Source organism: Brotomerdimonas butyrica (assembly GCF_025567305.1).
Classification (GTDB): Bacteria; Bacillota; Clostridia; order Peptostreptococcales; family Anaerovoracaceae; genus Lentihominibacter; species Lentihominibacter butyricus.
Window position 1 is genome coordinate 24,347 of the sequence record NZ_JAOQJP010000013.1, and the last position, 14,486, is coordinate 38,832.

Consider the following 14,486-nt stretch of genomic DNA (forward strand, 5'->3'; position numbering starts at 1 on the left):
TCGGGACTATGCGAGTATGCGTCTGTAGAGCTCGAATCCGCTCAGCAGTACTTTTTCATCGAAGTCGAAATCGACGCTGTGGAGCGGGATGCCTGTGCCTGTGCCGAGCAGGAAAAATACTGCGGGCGCGTAGTGACCGTAGAACGAGAAGTCCTCTGAGATCACGAGCGGCTCTGCGAATTCCTCGTATCCGCCCGGAAGTCCTCTGAGCACCGGCAGTATCTCATTGTAGAGATCGACGTCATTGATCACAGGCGGGTAGCCTTCGCTGTTGGAAAACTCTGTGCTGCAGCCGTATTCGTCTGCTATCTCGGTGAGCGTGCTCCTGAGCAGGTTTATTATCATGTTGAAATTCTCTTCGCTGAATGCGCGGACCGTGCCGAGGAAATGCGTGTAGTCGGAAACTATATTTCTGGCGTAGCCGCTGACCATCTTGCCGATGTGGATGATAGTCTTGTCTTCCGGCTCTTTCTGCGGTGCGCGCGGCAGATCGCCGACCCCTTCTGGGAAGCGCGGTACTGCACCCGGGATCTGTGCGTGCTTTGCATAAACACGTCTGAGATATTCGGTGCCTATGTAAAGCGCATCGATGCCTTCGTAAGGCGCTGTGCCGTGTGCGGCTTTGCCGTATATGTCTATGTTGATTTCGGCTGATTTCGGCATCAGCGCGTGCGGTCTGGATGCGATCTTTCCTGCGTCGATGAACGGCCACATGTGTATGCCGAAGACTTTTGTCACATTATATGTTGTAAAGATGCCGCTCTGGCATATCTCCTTGGCGCCGCCGAGCGTCTCCTCGGCCGGCTGGAAGATCAGCAGCACGTTGCATTTCAGCTCGTCGAGGGTGTTCACGTACTGTCCGAGCGTCAGGACCATCGCCATGTGTCCGTCGTGCCCGCAGGCGTGCATTTTGTTTTCGTGTGTGGAACGGTAGCTGCACGTGTTCGTTTCCTGGACAGGCAGTCCGTCCATGTCGGCGCGGAACGCGTACGTTTCTTTCTGTCCTTTGTCGAAATATGCGCAGATGCCGGATCCGCAGAGGAATGTGAGTCTGCAGTTCAGCTGCTCGAGCACGGAAAGCAGATATTTTTTCGTTTCCGGCAGGTCGCGGTCAAGCTCCGGTATCATGTGCAGGTTTCGCCTGTGTGTTTTCAGTAATTCTTCGTAGTTCAGTTCTGTATTGTTCATTGTTATATCCCCTGTTGTTTTATTCAAAAGTATTGTACAGGTTTCGCGGCTGTGTATCAAGTGGTTTGTGATAGGAGAATGCTTGAAATTGCTAACTTTATCGGATGCATATAGTCGAGTCATCACATTTTTTCGGGCCTGATTTGGCTGAATGACTACATTTTTTCGGGTCTGAAATGGAAAAAACTGCATGCCAGACAAATGAAAGAAGCGCCCGGACGTGCAGGAGGGCTGCCGCTTTGCAAAAAATCACACAGGGTGAATGGCATGCGTGGTATAATCATACTGTTAGACTCAGTATGCATGGAGGCGCAAGGTATGAGAGACATCAGATCGATATATGAATTCAGAGCAGGGTGTACGGCGGTGAGAATGCTGAAAGCGGCAGGGCATAAGGCGTATTTTGTCGGCGGATGTGTACGGGACGAGATGACGAGGCGGATGAGCAGACCGTCTGCGGAAGATATTTTCGGCTCCTGCCGGTATGCGCGTGCGTTGACAGATGAGCCGCATCTGCGCGGAAGCAGTAACATGATAGATATCGACATAACCACGAGCGCTACGCCCGAAGAGATGATGCGCATTTTCCATGGCATGAAGATAATCAAGACAGGTATAAAACACGGAACGATCACTCTGATCGCTGAGGCAGACGGTGGTGATGCGCCGCAGAACGAGAGCGGAGCGGATCAGAGAACCGGCGGGCAGGCTGGATCGGAGATCCTGGCAGAGTGCGGAGAGTCGGATAAAAGTGTGCGTATGGTGCCGCTGGAAATAACGACGTACAGGACAGAATCGGGATATTCTGACTGCAGGCACCCGGACAGCGTGGGATTCACGAGATCGCTCGAGGAGGACCTGAAACGCAGGGATTTTACGGTGAATGCGCTGGCGATGGATGAAAACGGCAGCATCACGGATATCCTCGGGGCGTCGGAAGACCTTAGGAATCGCGTGCTGCGTGCGGTGGGAGATCCTGACGAGCGGTTCAGAGAAGACGCGCTAAGGATAATGCGCGCGATGAGGTTTGCGTCTGTGCTGGGATTCAGGATCGAGGAGAAGACCGAGGCGGCGATGTTCAGGAACGGCGGGCTGCTTAAAAAACTGTCGGTGGAGCGGGTCTTTTCGGAGTTCAGGAAACTGGTGACAGGAAAGTATGCGCCTAATGTGGTGCGGAGATACATAGACGTGCTAGGCGAAGTGTTCCCCGAGCTTTACGCGATGAAAGGCTTCGATCAGCGCAACAAGTACCACAAATACGATGTGCTGGAGCATTGCATACATGCTATGGAGGCAGTGAAGACGACTCCTGAAAACCGCGAATATATGAAGACTGCGGCGCTTTTCCACGATATAGGAAAGCCGCTCACTTATTCGCCGGATGATACGGGCCGGGGCCATTTCTTCGGGCATGCGGCGAAGGGCGCGGAGGTCACTGCGGAGATAATGAAGCGGTTCAGGGTCGACAAGGCGTTTGCGGACAGGGTGGTGCTGCTGGTGAAGTATCACGACATGCTGTTCGAAAGCGACGAGCGGCTGCTGAAAAAATGGATGAGAAAATTCACGCCGGAGGTGCTGTTCGAGATACTTGCGATCAAGTTTGCGGACAATCTGGCGACGGGCAACATGACAGAAGCGCTCAAAGTGAAATTCAGCGAGATAGAAATGATGATGCGTGGAATACTAGAGCAGGAGCAGTGTTTTTCGCTAAAGGCTCTGGCGGTCGGCGGCAGCGATCTGCTGGCTGCGGGGATGGAGCCGGGACCTGCGGTCGGAGCGATGCTGGAGGTGCTGCTGGAAAAGGTCACGGACGGTGAGCTGGAAAACTCGAAGGACGTGCTGATGACTGAAGCGGAGCGCATCATGAGTGCGAATCACGGATGAAAAGAGGTAATACGAAAATGGATCATATAAGGATATCGGAAGAACTGCTGGACTTTGCAGGAAAGAGCCCGAGTGCTTTCCATGCGGTCGCGAACATAGCGGGGTATCTTGAGACGAGGGGCTTCAGATATCTGCCGGAGACGGAGAAGTGGGATGTTGCAAAGGGCGGCAGCTATTATACGACGCGGAACGGATCGAGCATCGTCGCGTTCAGGATCGGGCAGGATGTCAGTGGCAGTGCCCGTGATGGCGGTGACGGTGCCGGCAGTGGCGGCGGATTCAGGATCTGCGCGTCACACAGCGATTCGCCGACGTACAAGATAAAAAATGTGCCAGAGCTTGAGGGGCCGGGTGAATATCTGCGCCTGAATGTCGAGGCATACGGCGGGATGATAGACAGCACGTGGCTGGACAGGCCGCTGAGCGTTGCGGGGCGTGTGCTCGTGAGGGAAAAGGCAGACGGTACGGAGCGTTGGGATCACAGCGCAGCGACGGGCGGCACTGCAGAACAGTGCGGACGAAGCAGCAGTGCCGGAAATTCCGGCAGCGTGATAAGGTCCAGACTGCTTGATATAGACCGCGACATACTGCTGATCCCGAATGTGGCGATCCATATGAACCGCGATATAAACAGTGGATACAAGTTCAACAGACAGGTAGATCTGTGCCCTCTCTTTTCGGCAGGTGCGCTGAAAAAGGGTGCTTTCGACAGGATGATCGCTGATGAGCTGGGAGTGGAGCCGGAGAACATACTCGGAAAGGATCTGTTCCTAGTGAACCGTCAGAAGCCTGTGCTGTGGGGCGTTGAGAAGGAATTCATCTCTGCGCCGGGACTCGATGATCTGCAGTGCGCATTCGCATCGCTCAAAGCGTTCGCAGAGAGCAGCTGCGAAAGATCGGTAAACGTGTACTGCTGCTTCGACAATGAAGAAGTGGGTTCGAACACGAAGCAGGGCGCGATGTCTACGTTTCTCTACGACACGCTGCAGCGGATAAATTCAGGGCTCGGCAGGTCAGAAGAAGACTACCGCATGGCAGTGGCGAGATCATTCATGGTCAGCTGCGACAATGCCCATGCCGTCCACCCGAACCATCCGGAAAAGACGGATGCGGAGAACCGCGTTTTCCTCAATAAAGGCGTAGTGATAAAGGAGAGCGCCAACCAGAAGTATACGACGGACGCGTTCAGCCGTGCGGTCTTCGGCGAGATATGCCGTGAAGCGGGAGTGCCCGTGCAGCACTTTGCAAACCGCAGCGACAGCGCAGGCGGATCGACGCTCGGCAACCTTTCCAATATACAGGTTAGCATGCATGCGGTCGATATCGGGCTGCCGCAGCTCGCGATGCACTCGAGCTACGAGACGGCAGGCAGCATGGACACGAAATACGCAGTCGATGCGCTCATGAGATTTTACAGTACGGATATAAAGATAACAGACGGCGGCGCGGTCATTTAGACTATGCCGCCGTTGGTGTTTTTGCAGAAAGAAAGTGGCGTCGCGCTAACGATCACAAATCGTTAATGCGACAGCCACCCCATCGTTTTTTTGCCCGTCGGACGTGCCGGGAATGTGCTTGTATAAAGCTGCCAGCCGCGATCGTTGAGAGGTTTTTTGAAAGCCTTTTTTGTACCCATATCTCATAAATTGAGTTGTCGATAAAAGAAACAAAAATATTTTTTTATCAAAAGTGAATCCCCCCGTAATGAAAAGCATTAAAAAATTATCAAAAAATAGCGAAAATTTTAAAAAATAAATTGCATTAAAAAAATACTGTGCTATAATCACAAAACATTTTAGTACGTGTTTTAGTGAAGGGAAAAATTCTGACACAGTCACTGATATGGCATGTCAGAAGAAAGGAAGAAGGTATGGATACTAAGCTGAGACATAAAGTCATAGCATGGGTATTAATGTTTTGTCTTACGATAACATTGATACCTAATGTAGGATACGCAGCGAAGACTGAAAAGAAACCAGCGGGATCTGAAAAGGCCAGTGCAGAAAAGATTTCGCCGGATGAAGTCAGTGAAAAAAATGTTATTGAGAAGAAGGAATCAGTAACGACATACGATCTCGGGCAGGGAGAAACGATGAGTGTTTTTCATGGTGGAGATGTGCGTTATAAAGATGATTCCGGGAAACTGGTCGATTATGACCCATCCCTTGTTGCAATAGCGAATGGGGAAAAGACGGAACAAAATGAGTCACTTGAAGATTATGCCTACAAAAACAGGCAGGGCGACAAGAAACAGTACATGCCGCAGCTCCTTTCTGAGGAGACGCCTATACTCCTGGAAAAGGAGTCATACAGGATAGAAATAACTCCAAGCAGTAAGACTCTGAAAAATACAGGTATAAAACAGTCAGAAGTAAAGCTTGAAAAAGAAAAAGTGCCGACGATCTATGAGGATGAAGAGAAGCTGCCGGTAAATGCGGTATATGGAGATGAGCGCAAACCTGCTGTATTCAAATATACTTCAGGCGACAACGGAATAAAAGAAACGATCATACTCAATGAGAAGCCGGAAAGCAATGTTTTTGAGTATGTGTTGAAGACAGGAAGTCTCAAGGCGAAAAAGAATTCGACCAGTGAGGGAATAACCATATATGATGATTCGACTGATGAAATAATCGCAGCGATAGCTCAGCCGTGGATGAACGATGCAGGCGCAGATGCTTACAGTGAGGATATCACATACGATCTTTCTGAAGGCGAAGAGGATGGTTCATATATCCTGAAGATGACCGTTGACAGTGATTATTTGAATGACAGTGAGCGAAAATATCCGGTAACGATAGATCCTACAACTACATGGACAGGATCCAGTCAGATGCGGGATGTATACGTCATAAGCGGAAGCTATGCAGGGACAAATTTTTATGACAGTGGAACTGTCGTGATGCCTGCCGGTTCGAACAGCACCGGTATTCATGAGACGTATATCCAGTTTGTAAATCTGCAGAGTCAGATTTCGGGCAAAAATATTTCATCTGCAGTTTTGAGTGCATATGAAGTGAGTGGCGGAGAAAACGGGCAGACAGTCGGTGCTTTTAGAGTCACGGGAAGCTGGAGTCCGTCATCACTTACGTACAATAATCGACCGTCATGTGAAAGCAGTGCGATGTCATCGATCAGGACACAGCCTGCTGCGGTAGCGCATGCGCTTGATATACTGCCTTATGTAAAGAGCGTTGCTAATGGTACGGCATCGGATAACGGAGTGGCATTGAAGAACATAACAGCTTCTCCGGGATATGCGGTGTTTTTTGGAAGCCGTTCATCATATGCCGTGTACAGACCGAAACTTACAGTGACATATTCAGAGGAGCCGCCTGCAGCAACAGGCGCACAGGTATCGCCTGCATATGTGAAAAACAGTACAGATGCAAAACTGACATTTTCGGGACTGTCATCAGCAGGCATAGCGAGAGCAGAGTATAAGCTGACTGCATATGATGAAGCATCACAGTCAGAGGGAAGTGTTATACGGGATTTCAGCGAGGATACCGCGATAACCTCAGGCAGCAGCCTGCCTGTGCTGGAAGCAGGATGCTATAAAGTTTATGTAAGAGGCGTGAGCAGCAGTGGTGCAGCGGGAGAGGCTGTATCTGCAGGGATACTTCATGTCGACAATACTGCACCGGAGATAGGATCTGCAGCGCTTAAAAACAGTTCGGGAGAAGATATAAAGGGGAAATGGACACAGGAAAACAATCCTGTCATAGAATTTTCAGGCGTAACTGATGAGCATATCGATGCATCAGCTGTTTCATATGCAGTAAAGGCAAAAGGGACACCTGTGTCTGACAGTGATTTCAAAGCTCCGGCGGAACTTTCGATAAATGAAGCAAAACCATATAGTGGTTCTTTCAGATTCGTTGAGTCAGACAGGTCTTTGACGTCCGGATCATACACGATACATGTCAAAGCGTCTGATAAAGCGGGAAACGAAAAAGTCAGGAGACTTTCATATCAGAAAGATGTAGATGATCCGTTAGGAAGCCTGATACTCACAGATCTGGTTACGGGAAATGAGGTCACACAGATCTATAAGCCGGTAAATATTGAAGTTGGAGTCAGCGGAACAGGAAGTCCGATAAAGGAAAGTACACTGAAGCTTTATAAGCTGACGACCAACCAGGCAGGAACAGTAACGGGTGTGGATTCTTCATCAGTAAAAACACTGACAAAGAACATCACGATAAGTGAAAATATAGTGATGGACACACTTGATGTGTGCGACAGCTACGGCAAGTACCGACTGGTGCTGTATCTTAAAGATTCAGTAGGCAGGACGAAAGAAATCACAAAAGATTTTGAGGTGACATATACACTGCCCGTGCCTGATAAAGTACAGATAGAACACTCAAAAGGTGGTACAGCTACTATGGTATGGGGCTTTTCGTACACGCCTCAGCAAAAGATAAAGCTTGGAAGCATAGAAGGCATGTTCCCAGATGACGAGGACTTTAAAACACTCGTACCCGCAGGGGAAAACGGAACTCTGCCGTTTGACGGAAGTGCAACGATAAATGTTCCTAATGAAGAAGGCGAATGGGAAGTAGTTATAAGGGGCAAATCGAAAAACGGTCATCCGGGAGAAGAAATGATCGTGCCTTGTGTAGTTGATAAGACTGCTCCTGAAGTAAAAGATATAACCTTCAATCAGTGTTATCTTCAGGGAACAGTAAAAGATGACAATCTCAAGGAGTGGACAGTATATGCGAAAGAAAAGGATGCTTCGGCGTACAACGAAGAGCCTGTTGCTAAAGGCAGCAGTTCAGTGTACAACTATCTGATCGCATATATAGATATAAACAAAGCTCCGTTCGAGGAAAACAAAGAATATACACTCAAGATCGTAGCGACAGACAAGGCAGGAAACAAGACTGAGAAGACTACAGATATGAAGGTGCCGTCAGATAATACGAAACCGAAGATAATCGAAGCAGGTCTTGAGATAGATAAGGGCGAATCTAATCTGCCTTACAAAGGATCATTCATAGTGGGATCGGACAAGGAACGACTCAGTGTTGTCGGAGATGTACCCGGAGTCGTATGGTACATAGCGAACAGAGAATCTTCGCCTGCTCTCAAAGATGAAAACGGCAATGCACTTTATGATGCACTCGGATGGTGGGATGTTCTGGCGCTCAAGAAAGAGTCGGACGGAAGCCGCAAATACAGCGTGCCTGTTATGGAAAACGGGTATAAAAATTCGATATCTTTTTCGGGAAGTGAAATATCGGGCAATACCGGAACAAAAAATTTCTCTAGCCATGATTCAGTGCTGAGCTTTCGCATAAAAGCGCAGTCTGATGCGGCCGTTTATCAGATAAAGGCAAATGCCGTACAGGAAGGGCAGTATGTAACTATACAGCCTGATACGACATACTATGTAACGGATTTAACAGGCAGCAGCGCATTTGCATACAATTTTGACATCAAAGTCACGGCAGCAGAAGGGCAAAGCATCAGTGACATACCGGTGATCTTCTATGGAGATACTTCTTTTAATGAATCGTTTATCTATTCGAATGTAGAAGATTTTGCTCCGAAGCGATTGAGCGTCGAGGACAAGCTCAATTATAAGACATATCTTAAATGGGATATACCTGACGATCTGCCGGACAATATATCTTATGAAGTCTACCGAAGCACGAATGAGGACTTCATACCTGATGAAAGCACCAGAGTGGCATCTGATATAAAGGCAGGATACTATACGGAGATCAATGCATGGCATGGAAAAGATCTCTACTATAAGGTGTGTGCAGTAAAGAAATACAGCATCAATACAGGAGTGAACCGTGAAGACAGAAGCTCATTCACGGAAACCATGGCAGGGAGAGCTGCAGACCCGAATGAATCGGTCAAGAGACTGGGTATAAAGGATTTCTGGGAGTTTACTGAATTCAATACACCTAATGGCAATGGATATATCGAAAAGAGCAGCGGCAATTTCGTTTATCAGCAGAGTGACGCTCAGATCCCTAATGAAGGCTTTGATATAAAGCTGATGAGGACATACAACAGCCAGAGCAGCAGTAGAGGGACTTTCGGATCCGGATGGAGTCATGATTACGATATGGAGCTGATAAACGTATCGGAAAACAATACACTTGACTTCACTCATGTAGTATTGAAAGACGGCAACGGAACGATATATCATTTCACGAGAGGAACCGGTGATGAACATTTCATTTCTTCATTCGGAAGCTACGTGAACCTTACAGCGGAGCAGACTGAACAGAACAAGACAGTTACAGTATCTTCGGGCGGCAGCAATACGGAAGTGACATTGAGATACCAGTTCATGCTGCACACGAAAGACGGACTTAAATACTATTTCAACAGCGGCGGACAGCTGATCCTCATGGAGGAAAACAACGGCAATTTCGTTATATTCGAACATGATGCGAAAAAAGGCGTTCTTTCGGCGATGCGAACGAACAATGATATCACTTTGCAGTTCATATATAACGATGGCAAAAATGGAACAGATCCGCTTACTGTAAAAGAAGTGCGCATGCCTGACGGCAGCAGGATCGAGTATGATTATACGAAACCGCTGCTATCATCAGAACGGCTTCTTACAAAAGTAACGGAAGTATCCGGCGATGACAGTATCGAGTATGTATATGAGTACGACAAACCTCTTCTGAGCTCTCAGCCTAGAAACCTTACGTGTATAAAAGAAGCACAGAACAAAAACAAATACGACATTTCATACGATTTCGATACAGATCAGGTGAAGGAGGTAAAATATCCTGACGGTGAAAAATTCACTTTCGAATATGCAGAAGATAATACATCGACTATAACAAAGAAATATTCAGGCGGTCAGGTGGTGCTTGGCGAGAAAGATTTCTTTGACAGGGTTTACGGTAAATGCGAAAAAAGTATACGAGGCGCTGAGGATGTCAGCGTGCTGAACGGTACAGATGAGACCGGTCTTGATGTAATGACCAGGACATATCAGGACAACCAGCTGATACAGACAACGAATACAGCACAGTATTATGAGATAAACAGCAGCGGATACATAGTCGAGAAAAGCGGCATCAAAGAAAACAAAGCCAAATATTCAGGAAGCACTCCGGTCACAGAAACGGAAGACGATGGAACTGTAAGCGAATACACATATTACACCGCGGAAGACGGCGCCAACCTTGACGAGCTGATAAAGACTGTGAAAGAGACGAACAGCGATGGCAAAGTGACTGAATACAAAAAGTATTCATATGACCAGTCCGGCAATGTAACTGAGACTATAAATTATGTGGCAGGAACGAAAATAACGAACACATATCATACGGAAGGTGATTTCAAAGGCGAGCTTGCCAGCATGACAGAAAGTCTGATAACCGTGAACGATGCATATGAGATAACATCTGAATCCGTAAAAAGCACATCCGTCTACACGTATCAGTATAATACTGCAGATGGAGTTACACAGAAGACCGAAAGCTGCACACAGAGCATACCTAAGCCTGACGGTACTAACGAAACGATAACCACAGGGAAAACTTATGATGTGATGGGCAGACTCATCAAGGAAACTGACAGCAGAGGATACCAGACTTCCAGTACGTATGACGGATTCGGCAGACTGACAGCCACTACTTATAAGTACGCAGACAGCAATCAGCTGAAGCAGAGTACGGCTAAAGAGTATGACAAAAACGGCATGGTAACTTATGAGAAGCTGGAAGACGGTATAGAAAAATGGTATACCTACGACAGCATGGGTCGGGTTACAAATACAAAGATAAAGAAAGGCGATTCAGAAGAAAATATAAATACGACATACAGGTATCAGGATGTCAGCATATATCAGGGAAAAGGAAACGATACGGTAAGCGTGAACAATGCATACGTAACGAAGCAGACATATGCGGATGGAACGATAATATCTGAAACATATACTGACCATAAAGGAAATGTCGTAAGAAGTTATCAGGGCGGACTGTATACGGATATGACATACAGTCTCCAGGGAGATCTTGTAACGAAATGGATAATGGGTCAGACGCTGTCCGGCACTGACGGACTTTTAGAGATCTATATTTATGATGACAAGGGAAATCTCACTGCGACAGTGACGGATCCGGACTATGAACCGGGTACGAATACCACCGGATACAAAGTCAGGGAAGACAGCACAGGCTCAGACGGCAGTCAGATACAGGGAAGCATAGTAAGCAGGAGCAGCTATGATGCGGACGGCAATGCTACAGAGAAGACGGATCCTCTGGGAAATACCACGCACTATGCTTATGATAAATCCGGCAATCTGCTCTCAGTAACGCTTCCGGACAATGTAAAGTATGAATATCAGTATGATGTTTCTGATACGGACCGTACGACAAAGGATGTCATCATAGAGCCGCGAACTGTCAAGCAGGGCAGTGAAACAGTAACGACAACGGCAAAGAGTATCGTGGTAAAAGACAGCACAGACAAGACGATAAGAGTCGAAGATCTGGGTGTAAGCGAGACTGACGGAACATCGATCAGCACATCATATGAATACGATGCCCGAGATAATCTGATAAAGGCAACAGATAAAAAGGGCAACTACAGGGCATATACATACGATGTACGTGACCGTCTCACCGCTGTAGACTATTACGACAGTGAAAATGGCAGCGCTGTCAAAAGTCTGAGATGTGAGTTCACTTATGACGATGCGGACAATATGACGTCGATGACAGATAAGAAACATGTAGACGGACAGGATGTCATATACCGCTACACGGCATATGAGTATGATGATTTCAACCGGCTCATATCGGTGTCAGAGTGTGATACCGACGCACTGCCTTCAGATGAGATATTACAGAAAAACAGGATCACATATGGATATGATGGAAAAGACAGACTCGTATCGATAGATTATCCGGACTGTGCTTTAGGCGTATCCGGACTGAAATTCACGTATAATATACACGGCTGGCTCACGGAAGTGGATGCTGTCAGCAAGAACGGCTCAGACAGGACACTGAGAGAGTATACATATACTGAAGACGGCAAGGTCGAAACCATCAAGGATTATACAGACTTCCTGAACGGACTTACGGGTACGGGCAAATGGCTGAAGCGGACATATACATATGACAAGCTGAACAGACCGACGGGAATCATTTATACTGACAGCATGACCGGCAGCAGCACCGCTGTAAAACAGTCACACATATATACATATGATAAAAACAGTAATATAACAAGCGAAGATGTCATCGACAGATACGGCACAGCCAACAGCACATATTACGGTCAGAGACGTGACTATTCATATGATGTGAACGACAGGCTGACAGTAAGCTCGATAAGCAGACGTACAGCAGAAGATGCGATGTCCGCAGCAGAATCGCACTATTACAGCTATGATGCTGCAGGAAACAAGACAAGTGACGTGGTACAGCGTCAGCGTTCAGGATCTGTAGAGCTGCTCTCGAATAAATATTATACATATAACGAGTTCAACCAGCTTACAGCAGTCGACGGCCTTGATATGGAAACCGGCGGCCTTATCGGCAAAACATATGCCTATGATGCAAACGGCAATCAGATAAGCGAAACGGATCAGGAGGCAGGAAAGCAGATAGTATATGAATATGACGCGGATAACCGGTTAAGAAAAGCTACAGGCAGGACCGGGGAAACAGTTGATTATGTCCAGGAAAATCAGTACAATGGATTTGGACAGCGCGTGCAGAAAAAAGAAGGCAGCGATGTCACTGAATACTTCTACGATGGAAGCACGGTGCTGTATACGGAAGATGCTCAGGACAAAGTGACGAGTTTCAACCTGATCGGTGCAGAAGACAACATACTGCAGACTGCAAGAGCAGACCAGGATGACGCAGTAAATTTCTACACGTATACAAAGGATCTCAGGGAAAGCACGATAAACATCGTAGGAGCGGACGGCACTTCTCAGGTGACATATGACTATGATGATTACGGCGAGACGAAGACATATGACAAAGACAGTGCATCGCCATTCTACAATGAAGTATGCTACACTGCAGGCATATATGACAAGACTACAGGCCTGTACAATCTGAACGCAAGATACTACAATCCCGAAAACGGCGTGTTCATGACACAGGACACATATCGGGGCAATCGCTCGAGAACAGCGACGCTTAATCTCTATGCGTACTGCACGGGTAACCCTGTGAAATACACAGATCCGAGTGGACACTGGATCTGGGGAGTGGTAGGCGCTGCACTTGGAGCATATGACGGCTACAAATACGCGAAGAAAAAGAAATTAAAAGGATGGAAGAAAGCGGCAGCAATAGTCGGCGGAGCCACGCTGGGTGCTGTGAATCCGTTCAAAGTAGTAAAAGTCGCCAAGACCGGATACAAGGCATACAAGGCTGCGAAATACACAAAGACTGCAGTCAGCACGGTGAAAAGATCCAAAACCGTCGTCAAAGTGGTATCTAAAGCCAAGCCTGTGATAGTGGCTAAAAAGACCGTAAGAGTCAAAGCCAAGCCACGGACAACGATCAAGCTGAATACGATAGCCGCAAGTAATGCAAAACAGGCAAAAGTCGCATGCTTCACGGCAGGAACTAAGATACATACAGAGAAAGGCTTCAAGAATATAGAAAAAATCAAAGCCGGTGATTATGTATGGTCGGAAAATCCTGAGACAAAAGAAAAGGCGCTGAAGCAGGTCAAGAAGATCTTCGTAAGAGAAAAGGACAGTATAGTACGGCTTGCTATAAACGGAGAAGTCATAGAGACGACTTCAGAGCATCCATTCTACGTCGAAGGCAAGGGATGGAGAGCTGCAGGTGAACTGACTGCAGGAACTGAAGTCAGACTTGAAGACGGAAGTGCAGGGACAGTCACTGAAAAAGAGGATATACAGCTTGAAGAACCTGTAACCGTATACAATTTTGAAGTCGAAGATTACCATACATATTACGTGTCCGAGCAGAAAGTTCTTGTACACAATATGTGTGCAATGACAGCGAAAAATACAGCGGCATCTACAACAGTAGATAAAACTGTAGCCAGATCAGCATCAAATGACTCGGAATTTGAAATATGGCTGAATAAAGGGGAAGCAAATTATTCTGTTTATCATGGTATGGTAGAAAATGAAGCAAAATATGTAGGAATAACAAAACAAGATTTAGAATTAAGGAGAATGCAGCATAAGAACAATAAAGCACATCCAAGGAAATTCGACATACTAGATAAAAAATATGATCACCTTACAAGAAATCAAGCCAGGGCAATAGAACAGTTTTTTATAGAAAATGGACCAAATGAATGGAACTTAATTAACAGTATTAGCCCTAAAAATCGATTCTATGATCAGGCAATGCAATGGGCGGAAAGTTATATCAAAAGTAATTAAGGAGAATCAGTTAAATGATAGATAT

The 14,486-nt window shown here is 47.0% G+C and carries 4 protein-coding genes; 3 read left to right on the top strand and 1 reads right to left on the bottom strand.

Going from position 1 to position 14,486, the window contains the following annotated elements; all coding sequences use genetic code 11:
- Nucleotides 1–6: 6 nt before the first annotated feature.
- Complete coding sequence (locus OCV59_RS09860) at nucleotides 7–1,188, bottom strand: M20 metallopeptidase family protein (RefSeq protein WP_262584312.1); 1,182 nt, start codon at nucleotides 1,186–1,188, stop codon at nucleotides 7–9.
- A 318-nt stretch (nucleotides 1,189–1,506) separates the two neighbouring features.
- On the opposite strand from OCV59_RS09860, the gene OCV59_RS09865 reads away from it, so the two are divergent.
- The 3 genes from OCV59_RS09865 (at nucleotide 1,507) to OCV59_RS09875 (ending at nucleotide 14,461) form a co-directional block, all read left to right on the top strand.
- Complete coding sequence (locus tag OCV59_RS09865) at nucleotides 1,507–3,072, top strand: CCA tRNA nucleotidyltransferase (protein WP_262584314.1); 1,566 nt, start codon at nucleotides 1,507–1,509, stop codon at nucleotides 3,070–3,072.
- Nucleotides 3,073–3,089: 17 nt separating this feature from the next.
- A complete protein-coding gene (locus tag OCV59_RS09870) occupies nucleotides 3,090–4,529 on the top strand; it encodes a M18 family aminopeptidase (protein WP_147594312.1) in 1,440 nt (479 codons plus the stop codon).
- A 413-nt stretch (nucleotides 4,530–4,942) separates the two neighbouring features.
- Nucleotides 4,943–14,461, top strand: coding sequence for a polymorphic toxin-type HINT domain-containing protein (locus OCV59_RS09875; RefSeq protein WP_147594313.1), 9,519 nt, complete (start codon nucleotides 4,943–4,945; stop codon nucleotides 14,459–14,461).
- Nucleotides 14,462–14,486: the final 25 nt, after the last annotated feature.